This window comes from Nocardia sp. NBC_00565 (assembly GCF_036345915.1).
Classification (GTDB): Bacteria; Actinomycetota; Actinomycetes; order Mycobacteriales; family Mycobacteriaceae; genus Nocardia.
In genome coordinates this window covers 8,928,728-8,944,730 of sequence record NZ_CP107785.1, presented here as the reverse complement: position 1 = coordinate 8,944,730, position 16,003 = coordinate 8,928,728, and the positions used below count along the sequence as shown (strand labels likewise).

Annotated in this window: 13 protein-coding genes; 6 read left to right on the top strand and 7 right to left on the bottom strand. The window is 67.6% G+C overall.

The features are described from left to right. Positions 1-129: 129 nt before the first annotated feature. The 3 genes from OG874_RS40870 to OG874_RS40860 form a co-directional block, all read right to left on the bottom strand. Positions 130-1,047 carry a sucrase ferredoxin gene (locus tag OG874_RS40870; protein ID WP_330252373.1) on the bottom strand — a complete coding sequence of 306 codons (918 nt, stop codon included), beginning with the start codon at positions 1,045-1,047 and terminating at the stop codon, positions 130-132. After that, positions 1,047-1,289, bottom strand: a complete 243-nt coding sequence (locus tag OG874_RS40865) for a hypothetical protein (RefSeq protein WP_330252372.1) — start codon at positions 1,287-1,289, stop codon at positions 1,047-1,049. The genes OG874_RS40870 and OG874_RS40865 overlap by 1 nt, the downstream gene beginning before the upstream one ends. Positions 1,290-1,361: 72 nt before the next feature. Further along, positions 1,362-2,111 carry an alpha/beta fold hydrolase gene (locus OG874_RS40860; protein ID WP_330252371.1) on the bottom strand — a complete coding sequence of 250 codons (750 nt, stop codon included), beginning with the start codon at positions 2,109-2,111 and terminating at the stop codon, positions 1,362-1,364. Positions 2,112-2,267: 156 nt separating this feature from the next. On the opposite strand from OG874_RS40860, the gene OG874_RS40855 reads away from it, so the two are divergent. Beyond that, positions 2,268-2,969, top strand: a complete 702-nt coding sequence (locus OG874_RS40855) for a class I SAM-dependent DNA methyltransferase (protein ID WP_330252370.1) — start codon at positions 2,268-2,270, stop codon at positions 2,967-2,969. Positions 2,970-3,082: 113 nt separating this feature from the next. Here the strand turns inward: OG874_RS40855 and OG874_RS40850 are convergent, their stop codons facing one another. Together OG874_RS40850 and OG874_RS40845 are read right to left on the bottom strand one after the other, a co-directional pair. Then, positions 3,083-4,669 (bottom strand): DNA polymerase Y family protein, encoded by a 1,587-nt coding sequence (locus OG874_RS40850; protein ID WP_330257627.1) that lies wholly within the window; start codon positions 4,667-4,669, stop codon positions 3,083-3,085. Positions 4,670-4,917: 248 nt separating this feature from the next. After that, entirely contained in the window at positions 4,918-5,700 is a 783-nt protein-coding gene (locus OG874_RS40845) for a hypothetical protein (protein ID WP_330252369.1), read from the bottom strand. Between the two features lie 267 nt (positions 5,701-5,967). Between OG874_RS40845 and OG874_RS40840 the strand changes: the two genes are divergently transcribed. The 3 genes from OG874_RS40840 (at position 5,968) to OG874_RS40830 (ending at position 8,623) form a co-directional block, all read left to right on the top strand. Further along, positions 5,968-6,564: a TetR/AcrR family transcriptional regulator gene (locus OG874_RS40840; protein ID WP_330252368.1), complete on the top strand. Its 597-nt coding sequence runs from the start codon at positions 5,968-5,970 to the stop codon at positions 6,562-6,564. Then, positions 6,561-7,439: a phytanoyl-CoA dioxygenase family protein gene (locus OG874_RS40835; protein WP_330252367.1), complete on the top strand. Its 879-nt coding sequence runs from the start codon at positions 6,561-6,563 to the stop codon at positions 7,437-7,439. The genes OG874_RS40840 and OG874_RS40835 overlap by 4 nt, the downstream gene beginning before the upstream one ends. Before the next feature lie 62 nt (positions 7,440-7,501). Further along, on the top strand, positions 7,502-8,623 hold the full coding sequence (locus tag OG874_RS40830) for a serine/threonine-protein kinase (RefSeq protein WP_330252366.1): 1,122 nt from the start codon (positions 7,502-7,504) through the stop codon (positions 8,621-8,623). A 5-nt stretch (positions 8,624-8,628) separates the two neighbouring features. Here OG874_RS40830 and OG874_RS40825 read toward each other — a convergent pair whose 3' ends face one another. After that, the gene (locus OG874_RS40825; protein ID WP_330257626.1) at positions 8,629-9,264 is read right to left on the bottom strand and encodes a response regulator transcription factor; all 636 of its coding nucleotides are present in this window, start codon (positions 9,262-9,264) and stop codon (positions 8,629-8,631) included. A 128-nt stretch (positions 9,265-9,392) separates the two neighbouring features. After that, on the bottom strand, positions 9,393-10,646 hold the full coding sequence (locus OG874_RS40820) for an ATP-binding protein (protein ID WP_330257625.1): 1,254 nt from the start codon (positions 10,644-10,646) through the stop codon (positions 9,393-9,395). 522 nt (positions 10,647-11,168) lie between these two features. Between OG874_RS40820 and OG874_RS40815 the strand changes: the two genes are divergently transcribed. Then, positions 11,169-11,813, top strand: coding sequence for an MspA family porin (locus OG874_RS40815; RefSeq protein ID WP_330252365.1), 645 nt, complete (start codon positions 11,169-11,171; stop codon positions 11,811-11,813). Between the two features lie 119 nt (positions 11,814-11,932). After that, positions 11,933-15,973 carry an NACHT and WD repeat domain-containing protein gene (locus OG874_RS40810; RefSeq protein ID WP_330252364.1) on the top strand — a complete coding sequence of 1,347 codons (4,041 nt, stop codon included), beginning with the start codon at positions 11,933-11,935 and terminating at the stop codon, positions 15,971-15,973. The last annotated feature ends 30 nt before the right edge of the window (positions 15,974-16,003 follow it).

The following is a 16,003-nucleotide window of genomic DNA, read 5'->3' as shown; positions in this document are numbered from 1 at the left end:
ACCAGCGACCTTATCCCGCAGGGGGCGATAACGGTCGCCGCGAGCGGGACACGGCTGCGGCATTCATCGAGAAGCCGCCGCAGCCATGTCCCGCTCGTCGCTCAGCCCAGGACCTACCGACCGGCGCGGTCACCCCGCGGTCAGCGGCTGAATCTGATCGGCGACGATCGCGGTTACGGGCTTCGGGGCGGCACCGCAACTGGCCTGGCGGGGTGGGAATCCGACGGTGCGGGCGGTCACGCGCCAGCGGCGGCCGTCGCGATGGGCTACCACCGCGGTGCCTGCGAGGGTGGGATCTGTTGCGGTGGAGTCGGATTCGAGGTGCACGGTGAGATCGTCGATACCCGCCGAAACCTGTTCGCGGACCGCGAGTTCGGCAACCTGCTCGATCGGCCGGTACGCACTGCGGCCGCGCAGCCCGGACAGCGAGACCGCGTCGCGACGCACAGCTTCGACCGCCGCGATGGCGGCCACGGTATCGACACGGCCGTAGGTCAGGCCGGAGGGCAACAGCACCATGGCCGGAGCGAAACGATGACCGCCGGTGTGCGAGCACTCCCAGACCTGATCCGGATAGTCCGCGGCCAGATTCGCGGCGATCGGGCGGCCGAACAGCGCGCAGCATTGGTCGCGTTTCCCGTGCGCGCACACCAGGATCAGCGGATCACGCACGGGCGCACCGATTCCCGGCGGTGGGCCGTTCAGCAGATCCAGATCCAGATCCAGCAGCTGCCCGAGATCGGTGATCTCCAGCCGTTCACACCAAGCGCCCTGCTGGCGCGAGCTGGCGATGAGAACCGTTCGGGCACCGGTGAATTCGGTGCGGCCCGGTCGCCGGATCAGCGTCGGACGGACCCCCGCGGCGGATGTGCGAGCGGCGAGTTCGGCGGTGATCTCCTGGCCGAGCACTTCGTCACCGATCACGTCCCGCCCCCACGCGCCCGGCTGCTCGACGCACAACCATCCGGTCACCCGAGTCGCCGTGCCGGACAACGGCACATCGACCGCGGCCGCCGCCGAGCAGAGCATCCCCGCGAAGCCGGTCATCAGCCCAATGTCTGTCCGTCGGCGAACTGCCGCACGAACTTCTCGATGCGCCGCGCCCGGGTCTCGGGTTTCTCGGCGTCGGCGAGCAAATAGCCGACGGCGGCGTTCAGCGAAACGTGTCCGGAGCCCTTCTTGGCGAAGCGCAGCCAGACCCCGTCCACCGAGGCATGGTTGTCCAGGAGCCAGTCGCGGAACGACTGCTCATCGGGAAAGAACAGGACCGGACGGTCTAGCGCGGACATCGTTTCACTCTAGAATCCGCCGACTCGGGACCGTGGCCCACACCGCGGAATCCAGCAGCCGGCGGGGTGGGCTCAGTTCGCGAGGAACGGCAGCACGGTGGCCTCGAATTCGCGATAGCGGTCGCGGTGGATGCTGTGGCCGCAGGAGAAGGCGGTCACAGCGCAGTCCGGGATGGCGGTGCGCAGGATCGCCAGCTTCTCCGGATCGACCATGCCGCCGGGGCCGCCGCGCAGCACCAGGGTGGCGGCGGTGATATCGGAGAGCCGGTCCCACCACTCCGGATTCGGCTTGCGGAACTGTTCGAGCGCGGTCCGCGTCATGGCGCGATCGAAGGCCAGCACCGCGCGCGGATGCCGGATCAGGCTGGTGGTGGCGTGCCAGAGCTCGGGAACCGTCGGGAAGCGACTGGTCAGCTTCATCTCTTCGTCGCCCGAGCGCAGCGGCATCGGGCACTCCTCGATGACCAGGCGCCGCACCAGCTCGGGCCGCTCCTGCGCGACGCAGGAGACCGCATAACCGCCCAGCGAATGCCCGACCAGATCAACCGAGGCCAGCTCCAGTCGGTCGCACAGGTTCAGCACGTCGGCGCCGAATTCGGCGAACAGATACGACTCGGTGTGCGCACTGCGGCCGTGCCCGCGCAGATCGGGAATGATGACCCGCCGACCCGCCTGCACCAACGTATGCGCGAACCGATCCCAGGTATGCCCGTCCCCGCCCATACCGTGCACCAGCACCACCGGCGTGCCCTCGCCCGCCACGGAATCCCGGTAGGCGATCTGCACGCCGTCGAACGCAGCCCTGGTCACCGTGAGATCCACGATTTCCGAGGTTACCGGCGTCGCCGAGGACCCACCCCTGACTTGTCGCGCGCATCACTTCCCATCCGCCCCACCAGCCCCACCCGCTCCGCAATCACCGAGCATCCCAGCCGAAATTGTCTGGCGGATGCCGATGGGTCTGGGCAAACTGCGGCTATGCCGTCTTTCGCGGACTTCGATCGCCGCAACTACCGCACTGTTGATGTCGCCGCCGGATACGACGGGTGGGCGCCGACCTACGAGCAGACCGTCATGGACGAGATGGATCTCGCACTGCTGGATCGGTTGCGACGCCCGGACTGGGCCGGGGTGCGCCGCGCCGCGGATCTCGGGTGCGGGACCGGGCGGACCGGGGCATGGTTGCGGGAACGGGGGATTCGGCACATCGATGGCGTCGATGTGAGTGCGGGGATGCTGGCGCGGGCACGCGAACGCGGGACACACATCACACTCACTCAGGCTGACGTGCGGAACACCGGATTATCCAGTGGCACATATGATTTGGTGATCTCCTCGCTGATCGATGAGCATCTGGACGACCTGACGCCCTTCTATGCCGAGGCCTGGCGGTTGGCCGCGCCCGGCGGCACCTGCGTCACGATCAGCTATCACCCGCAGTTCATGATGGTGACCGGCATGCCGACGCACTACACGCCCGCGGCGGGTGACCCGGTCGCGATCAGCACACATCTGCACTTGATCAGCGAGCAGGTGTCGGCGGCATTGGCGGCGGGGTGGGTGCTCACCGAGATGGCCGAGGCGCTGGTGGATGACGCGTGGATCGCGGCCAAACCCAAGTGGGCCGAGCTGCGAGGGCACCCGTTCACCCTCGCGATGGTGTGGTCTCGCCGCTCATAAACGGCCAGATCCCGTCGTCGTATATCCAGTGATCTCCACGCACAAGTTGCACGCCCATTGGATATGCGACAGCCCGATCGCACATCGGGGCTGGGTCGCACACTCGCCGCGGGTCAGTCGTAGAGCCCCTCGGCGCGCCACGTTTCGTTGTTGTAGATGAGCAGCAAGACGCGGACATCGGCGGGTTCACCGTCGAGTTGCACCTGGATGCGGGCCGCGACCCCGGCGGAGAGTGCGCCGGATTTCGGGGTCCACCAGTATTCGTCCACCGGCCACGGGCCTGCCCAGCCCGCGAGTTTCCACTGCTTGCTGCCCCAGCGCAGCAGGGTCGGATCCGCGGTGAACAGGCCGCGGTCGGTGACCTGCACCGGGGTTCCGTCGGCGGCCTCCAGGTACACCACTGGACGGTTCACCAGGATCACCGCGGGTGCGGGCCGGGGCAGGCGGCCGGGCCAGGGTAGGGCCGGGTCGGCGGCCGGAATCGGCTCGTCGCCGAGCGCGACCATGGTGATGCGTTCGGCGGGGCCGCGGCCGCCGCTGAGCACGCCGACCCGGACCGCCTCGCCGCCGAGCAGGCTCTGCACCCGGATCAACGCGCGGCGGGCCCGCTCCTGCTCCGCGCCGACACCGCCCCACAGACCCAATTGCAGCGCACCCGCCGCCACCACTTCGACGGGTTCCAGGCGCAGCAGGGTGATCGGCGCGGTGGGGCGGGTGCCATCGCGGCGGGTGAGCCAGCCGTCGAGTTGCCAGCGCACCCGGTCTGCGGTGCCCTCCGGAGTCAGCGGCTCGGCGCACCGCCAGATGCGCGAGAGCTGTTCGCCCGCCGCGGTTTCCGCGAACACCGAGAGCCGGGTGCAGGCCACCGACGCTTCGGACAGTGCGGTGTGCAGTTGGGTGGCGAGCATGCGGCCCGCGAAGGCGGCGGCATCGACCCGGTCGATCGGCGGATCGCAGGGGTACTGCACCGCCAGATCCTTCGGTGGACGACGCGCGGAGGGCGGGCGCTCCGGCACGGCCCGCGCGCAGCGGTGTGCGAGCACGGCGTCGGCGCCGAAGCGCGAGCCGACCTCCGTCGAGGTCAGCGCGGCGAAGTCGCCGATCCGCCGTAATCCCAAGCGGTGCAGCAGATCTACCAGGTCGGTGCGTTCCGGCGCGGCCAGACTGGGTTCGAGGGCGAGTTCACGCACCGGCAGCGGCGCCAGGAACCGCGCCCCCGCACCGGACGGCACGATCGCGGCGAAACGCGCCGCGATCACCGCCGTGGACAACTCGTCGGCGATACCGATCTGTACCTCCACCCCGACCGCGGCCGCCGCGTCGACGAGCCGCTCCGCCGCCGCCTCCTCGGACCCGAAGAACCGCGCCGCGCCCCGCGCACCGAGCACCAGCAGCCCCGGCCGCAACACCTCCACCCCTGGCACCGTCGCGTCGATGGCCGCGACCACCGGTTCGAACAGCCGCGCATCCCGATCCGTATCCGCCTGCGCCACATACAAATTCGGGCACCGCGACTGCGCCTCCCGCTTCGTCAGCCCACGCCCCACCCCCTCGGCCCGCGCCAACACCGAACACTCCACCACCCGATTGGCGACAAGCACCGCCACCGGCCGCGTCGCAGACACCCCCGCCACCGCCGCCGCAGTCACCGCAGGCCAATCCTGACACCACAACGCCACCACCCGGCCCCCACCCCGCACCCGCCCCGGCCGAATCACAACGCACCCGCCACACGCCCACACAGGTCTGCGCGTTCGGCCGAATCACGGTGCCGCACCGCGCGCATCGGGCGTCACCTCACTTGCCGAATCTGCCGATCCGAAGAATGCCCACACCCCTTGTCCCCACCACACACCCGCTGTAGGAGGTGCGTGGTGGGGACAAAGGGTGTGAGCACGGTCTGGATGTCGTACCCCGCGAACCCGTCCGGTATGACGAGCGGTCGGGTTCACGATGCCGCTTCGCGTGCGTCGGCGGTCGCCTCGTTCACCGCGGTCTCCAGCGATACCCACTCCACGCGGCTCGCACTGGGGCGCAACTCTATTCGGCCGTGCCGAGGCGGACCCGCCTTACCGCGGACCAGCACCTCGAGGGATACCGAGCGCAGGCGCCCACGTCCGGCGCCGAGGCCGCTGTAGCCGGCGATGCGGGTGTCCAGGCGCAGGGCCGGGTTGGGCCAGCCGCCGTCGGTGACCACCAGGGTGGCGCCCTTGTTGCGGGCGCGGGCGGCGATAACACGGGTGCGAGCGGGTGCGACGGTGGCGCCGTCGAGGCCGAGCACGACCAGATCGAGGCCGTCGAGCAACACCGCGGCCACCTCCACCGGATCCGGGCCGGGATCGGCGACGACGGCGAGGCGTTGCAGTTGCGCACCCATTTCTACCGCGGCGAGCAAGCCGAGCCTCGGCAGCCCGACCACCGCGGCATGCCCGCCGCCCTCGGTCACCGCGGCCAGCAGTCCAGCCAGCAGCGAACTCGCGCCCGCGTAGGCCACCACCGAACCCTTGACCAGGCCGCCCTCGGGCAACAGCTCGGCAAGGGCGGGCGGCACGGCCAGCGCTTCCCGGCGCAATTCGGCGGCGAGCGGTATCGGCTCGGCCGCCGCTTCCCCACGCCCGGGTATCGCCGCTATCCGTCTGCGCAGCTCATCCAGTGCCGGTTTATCCCGCCCCGCTCCCGGCGGCAGCCCATCCCGCCGCCCCCCCGCCCCTGAATCCTCATCCGAACCCATCACTACCACCTACTTCCCACGATGGACCCGAGGCGAAAGCACGCGGCGCCGCCCCCACCGAAGAGAGCCAGCACCGATTCAGCTATCGATCACTATCGAATATACGTTCGATACCCGCTCAGTAGAAACCCGCCCCCGACTTCCGTCAAGCGTGCGCGCCAACTTCGAGATGATGCCGTTGCAAAATGAGTTGAACTCAACTTACTATCGAGTCGTGAGCACTGAGCGAATCGGGTCCGCATCGCACATGCAGAGCGAGCCGCGACCATGAGCGACGAAGGACTATCCCGACGCGGCGCGACCGCGCGCAAGCGATTGCTGGCGGCGGCGCACACCGAGTTGAGCGAAACCGGTGAACTCGAGGTCGCGGCCGTCGCCCGCCGCGCCGGCGTGAGCGTCGGCCTGCCCTACCGCTACTTCGGATCGCGCAGCGGACTGCTCACCGCCGTCATCGCCGACTTCTACGACCGGCTCGACGAAACCGTCACCTACGCGGAGTTCCCCGGAAACGACTGGCGCGCACGCGAACACGCGCGGGTCGTGGCCTGGGTGAACTTCCTGTACGACGATCCGCTGGCCCCGGTCGCGCTCGGACGATTCGGCGACGCCGAGACCGCGGGCGTGGAACGACAACGCCTCCAGCAGGCGATCGAGGTCGGCGCACGGAATATGGCCCAGGGCCAGCAGCAGGGCATGGTGCCCGCCGACCGCGACCCGGAGCTGCTGGTCGCGGCCGTCCTCGGCGGCGTGCACATGGCCGTAGCGGTGGCACTCACCCGCAACCCGCGACCGGATCGAACCCGCGTCGCCGATCAGGTCTGGCAGTTCGTGGCCGGTGCGACCGGCTTCCAGGAGGAACAATGAGTGAAGATTCGATGCGCAGTGGCAGTCGGGCGACCCAACCGCGGGTCGAACGACTCGAGGACCTCGCGGGCGACCTGTCCCGAACCCACCGCGTGACACCACCCCAACGCGATGTCCCCACCGCACAGGTGGACTCGGACCTGACGGCCCTGGACCGCGACGGCTACGTGATCATGGAGAGCCTGCTCGACCGAACCGAATGCGCCGCCCTGCGGACCGAACTGCTCCCCCTGCTCGGCCCGAGTGGACGAAACGCCTTCGAGGGACACCGAACTCAGCGCCTCTACAGCGTCCTCGGCAAGACTCGCATGGTCGACCGACTGGTCGACCACCCACGCGTGCTCGCGCTGCTGGATCGACTCCTGCTGCCCGGCTACCTCCTGTCCCAGCTGCAGATCATCAATATCGCGCCCGGCGAAAACGCCCAACTGCTGCATCCCGACGACGGCTTCTACCCGGTGCCGCGGCCACGAAAGGCCTTGTCCGCGGCCACCATCTGGGCGATCGATGAATTCACCGCCGAGAACGGCGCGACCGTGCTGGTGCCGGGTAGCCACCACTGGCCGGACGGCCGAATGCCACAGGATGACGACGAGCGCGTGCCCGGCGTCATGCCTGCCGGTTCGTGTGTGTTCTTCCTCGGCACCCTGTGGCACGGCGGCGGCGCCAACCGCTCGGCCCGGCCACGACTCGCCGCGACGGCGCAGTACTGCGAACCGTGGTTGCGGACCCAGGAGGCGTTCACCCTCGCCACCAGCCGCGAGACGGTGCGCGCGGTATCACCCGAGATCCGGCGCATGCTCGGCTACAGCATCCATCCACCGTTCATCGGGATGGTGGACGGTATGCACCCGGACCGCACGCTGTCCGAATAGTCGTGGGGCAGTGTCGTTCGCGAATCAGGCCAGCTAGCCTCATTTTCCGCTACCCTGCACCCGTGACCGAACGCGCTCGTCCCATTGTCGGCCCCGATTACCTCGTCGCCGGCCGCTACCGCCTGCAGTCGAAGCTGGGCGGCGGCGGCATGGGCGCGGTCTGGCTTGCGACCGACCGGCTACTGAATCGGGATGTCGCCATCAAGCAGGTCCTGTCCACCGTCGGACTCCCCGAGGCCGAGGCGAACGCGATCCGCAACCAGATCATGCACGAGGGCCGGGTCGCGGCCAAGCTCTCGCATGAACACGCCATCGCCGTCTACGACGTGGTGCTGGAGGCGGGCGAGCCGTGGCTGGTGATGGAGCATCTGCCATCACGCAGTGTCGCAAAGGCATTGGCGCTGGTGGACACCCTGCCGCCGATCGAGGTGGCACAGATCGGGGCGCAGGTCGCCGACGCGCTGGCCGCCGCGCACGTCGCGGGCATCGTGCACCGCGATATCAAACCGGGCAATATCCTCGTCGCCGACCGTGGACCGGTCGTCGGCATGGCCAAGCTCAGCGACTTCGGCATCTCGCGCGGTGCGACCGACAGCTCCGACGACCCGGACGGCGTGATCACCGGCACTCCGGCCTACCTCCCCCCGGAGGTGGCGCGCGGCGCGCAGCCGACCACGGCCAGCGATGTGTTCTCCCTCGGCGCCACGCTGTACACCGCGATCGAGGGGCAGCCGCCGTTCGGGATGGACGACGATACCGACGCCGTGGTCCACCGCGCGGCCATGGCCCAGATCATCCCGCCCAGCCGCAGCGGCATGCTCACCCACGCCCTCCTGCACATGATGGAACCAGCACCGCAGCGGCGGCCGACGATGGCCGAGGCGCGCGATGAAATCCTCACCGCCGCATTCGGTCCCGGCACCGGACCCTATATCCTCGGCGCCCCGGTGCGTACCGAGGACGGCACCATTCCGGCGTGGGCAGCGCGCAATTCGGCGTCGGGACTGCGCAGCCCGCACTCGACGCCGCTGCCGCGCCCGCACCGCAGTCCGTCGGGTCCCGCGCCCGCCGCACCCCAGCGCGGCGCCAAACCGAAGGAGCCGAGCAACGCTCCGCTGGCCATCGCCATCGGCCTGCTGATCGGCCTGATCATCATCATCGCCGTTATCGTCGCGATGATGTAGGTCGCTCAATCGATACGACGGCGGTGGGCCCAGCGGGTGAGCGCGTTGCGGTTGGACTGCTGGGTTTTGCGCAGCACGTTGGATGCGTGCGTCTCAACGGTTTTCACCGAGATGAACAGGTTCTCCGCGATTTCGCGGTAGGTGTAGCCGCGCGCCAGCAGCCGCAGCACCTCGAGTTCGCGCGGTGTCAGCGAATCCAACTCCGGATCCAGCGGCGGCTCCGGCACCGGCGATTTACCGGTGAACGAATCGAGTACGAAACCGGCCAACCGCGGACTGAACACCGCGTCTCCACCGGCGACCCGCCGAATACCGTCGGCCAGTTCGGATCCCGAGATCGTCTTGGTCACATAGCCGCGCGCGCCCGCGCGGATCACCGCGATCACATCCTCGGCGGCATCGGAGACGCTCAGCGCCAAACACACGGGACCGTCATCAATACCGGACAGCACCGCGACCCCACCGCCATCGGGCATATGCACATCCAGTAGCACCACATCCGGACGCGCCGCATTGATTCCGGTGACCGCCTCGGCCACCGCACCGGCCTCCCCGACCACCTCCATATCGGTCTCCCGGCTCAGCTCCGCCCGCACACCCGAGCGGAATACGGCGTGATCATCGACGAGAAAGACCCGCACGGACACCTACTTCTCCTCTACCTCGGTGGATCGACCCACCCTGACGCGCGGGCCGCCCGAAGGCAGCCCGCACTTCATCGGTACCACAATTGCCACAGAAAATCGGCGGCGCATTCCGGCGGTGGGCGTCACTTCCCGTTGCGCACCGGTTGCCGCTGTTCGTCGTCGAGCTGCTCATCGGCCTTGTCCCGATCCGCATGCCCACCGGAATCGGTGCGCGGCATGATGATCCGCACCTCGGTGCCGCGACCGGGCGTGGACAGAATCTCCACCTGACCGCCGCGTCGCTCGATCCGCGCGCGGATGGATTTCGCGACACCCCGCCGATCCTGCGGCACCGCCGCGATATCGAATCCGGCACCGCGATCGCGCACGAAAATACTCACCTGATGCGGTTCGGCCTCGGCGAACAGGTCGATCTCCGGGACTCCCGCATGTTTGGCGGCATTCACCAGTGCCTCCCGGCTCGCGCCGAGCAATGCGGTGAAATGCTCCTTCGGCAGGCCGCTTCCGCTGTCGTCGCCGTCCATCGTCACATCGCCGACGGTCACCGGCGTCACCTTCACCCCGTGCTGGTCCTCGACCTCGCCCGCGATGGTGCGCAGCGCGGCGGCCAGACTCGACTGCGCGGGACCGGAATCCTCGAACAGCCAGCGGCGCAGTTCCCGCTCCTGGCTGCGCGCGAGCCGGACCACCTCCTGCGGATCGTCGGCCTGGCGTTGGATCAGCGCCAACGTCTGCAATACCGAATCATGAAGGTGGGAGGCGATTTCCTCGCGTTCCTCATTGCGGATGCGGGCCGCGCGCTCGGCGTTCAGCGCCCGCATCATGCGCAGCCACAGCGGCACCGTGAGCAGACCGGCGCCGATCAGCGTAACCGCGACCGCGATCAGCGCGGAGCCGAGCGAGCTCAGATCGATCCTGGCCAGCACCACCACGCCGAGCCCCAGCACGATCATGGTGATGCCGGCCACGATGCGCGACCAGGTGACCACCGAGGGGCGCGCGGGCAGTCCGAGCAGCGACCGCGGGCCGTCGGTGTCGTATTCCCGCCACACCAGCGCCGCACCGACCGCCACCACGACGATGGGCACGATCACCTTCGCCGCGGTCCCGCTGAACAGCCACGACACCCCGACAGCAAGCCCGATTCCGAGCAGGGCCAGCCCGATCGCCTGCCGCCGCTCCTTACCGGACGGTTTCGTCGCGTCCGCGCCGCCGGGGGTGAAGATCCACAGCATCCCGTAGGCGACGATGCCCGCACCGGCCAGCGCGGACAGCAATACGAACGCCATCCGCACCTTGAACACGTCGAGCCCGAGATGATCGGCGATACCACCCGCGACGCCGCCGACGATGCGACCGCCCGAGCGCCGCACCATCTTCGGATACGGCGGCGTCGGCGCGGGCAACGGCGCGGGGCCGAAGCCGCGTCCAGGGCCCGGCGCGAACCCGGGTGCGGCGCCGAAGCCCCGAGGGTCGGCCCCTCGGGCAGCATCGAACGCGGGCACGGACGGGTACATATCTTGATACTGGCACGGGTGACCGACACCGACCATCAGGAATCACCCTGATCTTCGCCCACAGCTGGTTCGGGTCGCCGTTTTCCGTCCGGTCCGGACAGGAAAGCCCTGCTGAACTGCCGTTCTTATCGGATGCTCAGGCGTCGCGTGACGCCCGGAGCGGACAAGCGCCGAATCCGCCGCCCACCGGGGCCGCGCCGGACCGGATAACTGCCGTCGACCACATCTACCAGCGCATTCCCGGTCGCTCACCGATCAACCCCCTCGGCCGGGCACCACCTGCCGACTTACGTTTCTTCCGGGCCGGAAAACGTCCCACTCACCACCGCCGCCGGAAACGACGGCACTCGCTCCGCAGGAGCACAGGTTCGGGGAGGAACCATGAACATCAAGTCGGTACTGGCGATCGCTGCCACCTTGACCGGAGTTGTCTTGGCGGGTGCACCGTTCGCCAACGCACAGGGGATGGCGCCACACGAGAAGAACTACTCGGGCCCAGCGGGATTCGAACTGACCGTCGGCCACATGGACGAACAGTTCCGCCCGGTGCCCCCGCTCAACGGGATGCCGACCAACCGAGAAGTGTTCCTGGACGACACTTTTTACGCAACGGTCCCCGCCAATGCGACGGGCACACTGAAAGCGGGCTACCTCATCGCCTGCGCGGTCGAGGTGAAGCTCGCGGTCGATATCGACGCCGGAATCGGTTTCGACGCAGGCTTCAGCATCGGCGTCAGCGGTAGCGGCGATTCCGTGTCACCGAACCTGAACGCCAGCCTCGGCCCGACCATCCATGCCGGCATCGGCTTCGACCTGTCGCTCGCACCGGGAGAAATCCGCCCGATCGAAGTGGGCACCAAGCAGCTCGCACCCGGCAGCACCAGCTACCTGGTCAGCCACGACTATCACCTGCTGGTGAAGAACTGCGGCGGCCCACTCACGATCCAGTCCTACGTGACCGTCACGGCGGAATCGCCCGAGGTCAGCGTGGGAGACGCGGTGACAGGAGACCGAATCTTCCTGTAACCGCCAATACTCGAGCGGCGATGCAAATATCGCGCATCGCCGCTCGACCGGGTCTCGGCAACCGGAACCGGCTAGATTGTTCCTATGTCTGTGTCGCCCAAGAGTTTTACTGGGCGCACGTGGTGACCGGGGACACCACCGCCGAAGACCGGGGGGAAATCCGGTCACCGCGTGCGGTTTTCGCGCAACGGTTCGCTGATCTCTATGCGGCCGCCGGGAATCCGACGTTGCGACGGGTGGCCACTGCGGCCGAAGCGAGGATGCGAGCCGCGCAAGGTACGCGGGCTACCGCGAGTGCTTCGGTGCAGCGGATCAGTGATTGGAAGGCGGGGCGCAATGTTCCGGCTCGCTTCGATTCGCTGCTTCCGGTGGTGCTCACCCTGATCGAGCTGGCCAAGAAGGCCGAACCGCAGACCGCTCGACAGTTGCTGGAAGTCCGTGAATGGCAACGGTGCTGGCAGGCCGCGATCACCTGGACACCGGATGACGAGGACGATGCGGCCTGTCCCTACCTAGGGCTCACTTCCTATCGCAAGCAGCACCGGGACATCTTCTTCGGCAGAACCCGATCCACTGCCGAACTCGTCGATTTGGTCCAGGGCGCCGCCGCTGACGTGGATGGCGTCGTCGTGCTGATCGGCGCATCGGGTGCGGGCAAGTCCTCGCTGTTGGCCGCGGGACTCACACCCGCCGTCACCGACAACTGGTCGACTGCAGTGATGACACCCGGAGCGACGCCACTCTTAGCGCTGGCCAAGGCTTTTCACACGGACAACGCGATAGCGAAGCCATCCGCCGACGAGGTGTTCGCGGCACTCGACCAGTGGAGCGCCGACCGGCGGCGTCTGCTCATCGTGGACCAGTTCGAGGAACTGTTCACCGCCTGCACGGAGGAACGCGAGCGTGAAGCCTTCCTGAATGTCTTGGACCGCTGCGCAACTCGCCCCGACGATGCCATCGCCGTCGTTATCGCCCTGCGCGCCGATTTCTACGCCCAGTGCCTCGACTACCCGATCCTGCAGCACGCTCTCGAATACCGCAGCTACCTGCTCGGCCCCATGCGACTGGACGAACTCGCCCAGGTACTAATCGGACCGGCCAACCACGCCGGGCTCGAACTGGAGTCCGGCCTGGAGGAATTGGTGATCACCGAACTCTGCGGAGTCGGCGATCACGAGAACCGCCAGAGCTACGACCCGGGCGCGCTCCCGCTGCTCTCCCATGTCATGGCTGCCACCTGGCAGCACCGCGAAGGCCGCAAACTAACTGTCGCCGGATATCGCAAGGCCGGTGGTGTCATCGGCTCCATCGCCGCCACCGCCGAACAGGCATGGAGCGAACTATCCGACACCCAGCAGTCCTCCGCGAAGGATGTCCTGCTGGGACTCGTCGCCGTCGCCAATGATTCGCGCGATACCCGGCGCATCGCCGCCCGGCCGAATCTGCTGGAACGCACCACCGACCCGGTATCGGCCACGGCCGCACTGGAACTGCTGGCCCGCACCCGCCTGATCACCCTCGACTCCGACTCGGTGTACCTGACCCACGAGATCGTGCTGGACGCCTGGCCACGCCTGCACACCTGGATCGATGAGGACCGCGTCGGCTACCTGGTCCGGCAACGGTTGGAAGCCGATGCCGCGGAATGGGATTCGACCGGACAGGATCCCTCACTGCTCTATCGCGGTACCCGGCTCGAGACCGCTCTGGGTCATGTCGATCCACCCCTGGTCGGCGGCCGGGTCCGCGCCTTCCTCGATCGTTCCCGAGCAGCGCGAACGCACACCCGCAGACAGTCGTCGGTGACCCGCGTAGTCCTCGCCGTGCTCGGCGTCGGCCTACTCGTACTCGGCGCGGTCGCCTACGCACAGGTCAGGCTCACCGAACAGCAACGCAACGACAAGAACTTCGGATCCGTACTGGCAGAGGCAGATCGACTACAGCCGATCGATCCATCGCTGTCTGCCCAGCTATATCTCGTTGCCGGACAACTCAGGCCGGGCGATCCGGAGGTGCGGGCACGATTGCTCGCGACCCAGAACGTCCCCCTCGCAACACCGTTCGTCGCACACGAGGAGGGGATAAGGACCATCGCCTACCGACCGGATGGCCGGGTGCTGGCTTCCGCGAGCAACGACAACACCATCCGCCTCTGGGACATCGCCGATCCACGACATCCCCGCCCGCTGGGCGAGCCGTTACGCGAATCCCCGTCCGGGGCGATGTCCATGGCATTCAACCCTGATGGCACGGTGCTCGCGACCACCGGCGCTTCGGCACGGCCACAGCTGTGGGATGTCCGTGATCCGGCGCATCCCAGGCTGTTCGGATCACCGCCGACGATCACCAGCGACACGGGTTATCTGGTGTCCTTCAGTCCGAACGGGCGGACGCTGGCAGTCGGGTCCATGCGCGACAAAGGCATCACCCTATGGGATGTCGGCAATCCGGCCGAACCGATCCAGGGTCGCTTCATTCCCGCGCCGCGCGATCGGGACCTCTCCGCGTTCGCGTTCAGTGGCAATGGGCGACTACTGGCGGTCGCGACCAGCAACTGGGACCGCAGTACCGCGACGGTCGAATTGTGGTCCGTCCCGGACGCGGGGGAGATCACCCGCGCTGGAACACCATTCGAGGTCACCCACGATGTCGAAGCAATCCGGTTCAGCCCCGACAACACCGCATTCGCCCTGGCCGGTCCACGCCTGACCGTACGACACACCTACGTCAGCGTGACCCAGTTATGGGCCGTCGATGATCCCGCCCACCCGCGCCCGCTCGGAAATCCGTTGGTGGATACCGTGGTTCAACAGCCCGTCCCCTTGCTCGCCTTCAGCCCAGACGGCCGCACACTGGCGACCGGCGGTTCCGCCGGTGCGAAACTATGGAATATCGCCGATCCCGCGCAGCCGACCCCGCTGGGCGCCCTGCTGTCGGCGATTCCGTCCCGCTGCCTCAACGACGCGAGAATTCCCACTCGGTGTACCGGTGAACCGACGGGGCTGGCATTCAGCTCGGACGGAAAGATACTGGCCGTCGGTGGCACCGACGGAATCGTGCGGCTTTGGTCCCTGGCTCCAGCGGTTCTCAATGGACACACCGATTGGGGCAGGAGTCCGATATTCGATGCCACCGGCACCCGAATGGTGAGCGATTCCAGCGACGGCACATTCGTCATATGGGATACCGGTAACCCCCGGGAACCAGTTCGGATAGGGGAATTCAGGGCGAAGCCGGGATCATCGATCCGGTCTTTGAGCCCTGATGGGAAGTCCCTGATCGCGCGGGACGGTCCGACAGGTCCGATGGTCGTTGTCGACCTCTCCGACCCGAAGCACATTCGGATATCGGGCGACTGGCAGGCCGCATCGTCGCAGTGGTCGCGCCTGAGCTTCAACCGCGACTGGACCCTGGCGGCGCAGACTCTGGATTCCAAGGTCGATACCTTCCAACTCGCGAACATTACGGACCGCTCCCGCCCAGTGCTACTGGGAACACCGACATCCGTGGCTCCCGCGCAGGTCCAAGCCATCGGTTTCAATCCGACCGGGCCCACCCTCGCGATCATCGAAGCGACGCTGTCCGAACCGAGTTCGCCGGCGATGGCCCTGCGAACCAGGCTGGCACTGTGGGATATCTCGAACCCGGACCACCCTGTCCGGGTGGGTACATCCGTGCCGGAGCGCTCGTCGCTGATGCTCGATGTGATCATGCACCCCGACGGCCGCACCGCCGTCACCGTGGCGAACGAAACCTTTCAGGTCTGGGACATCAGTAACCCGGCATCGCCCGAACCGATCGGTGATCGGGTCACCGCACATAATCTGGCAATCATCTCGACCTCGTTCAGCCCCGACGGCAAGATCATGGCCACCAGCGGCAACGACGGTTCGGTGCGGTTATGGGACTTCAGCGATCGCCGTCACCCCCGCCTCCTGTCCAGTTCCATCGCACCGCCCGGCACCAACGTCTGGTTCATCCAGTTCCGTCCACAAGGCGACTATCTGTCCGCCTCGAGTAGCGGTGGCGAGCGTCGGCTGTGGGATCTGGATGAGCAGCACGCGATCGAACGCATCTGTCATGCCACCGCCACCCTCATGACCCCCGAACTATGGCAGCGCTACCTGCCCCAACTCTCCTACCGTCCGCCCTGCGGCTAATAAACAAGAGACCGATTGGTCCAAAAGTAT

Bases quoted from the DNA above. Each gene is read 5' to 3' on its own strand.
- OG874_RS40835 (WP_330252367.1), top strand. From the start codon at position 6,561: ATGAGTGAAGATTCGATGCGCAGTGGCAGTCGGGCGACCCAACCGCGG.
- OG874_RS40870 (WP_330252373.1), bottom strand. From the start codon at position 1,047: ATGACCGGCTTCGCGGGGATGCTCTGCTCGGCGGCGGCCGCGGTCGAT.
- OG874_RS40815 (WP_330252365.1), top strand. From the start codon at position 11,169: ATGAACATCAAGTCGGTACTGGCGATCGCTGCCACCTTGACCGGAGTT.
- OG874_RS40845 (WP_330252369.1), bottom strand. From the start codon at position 5,700: ATGGGTTCGGATGAGGATTCAGGGGCGGGGGGGCGGCGGGATGGGCTG.
- OG874_RS40855 (WP_330252370.1), top strand. From the start codon at position 2,268: ATGCCGTCTTTCGCGGACTTCGATCGCCGCAACTACCGCACTGTTGAT.
- OG874_RS40820 (WP_330257625.1), bottom strand. From the start codon at position 10,646: ATGGTGCGGCGCTCGGGCGGTCGCATCGTCGGCGGCGTCGCGGGTGGT.
- OG874_RS40865 (WP_330252372.1), bottom strand. From the start codon at position 1,289: ATGTCCGCGCTAGACCGTCCGGTCCTGTTCTTTCCCGATGAGCAGTCG.
- OG874_RS40840 (WP_330252368.1), top strand. From the start codon at position 5,968: ATGAGCGACGAAGGACTATCCCGACGCGGCGCGACCGCGCGCAAGCGA.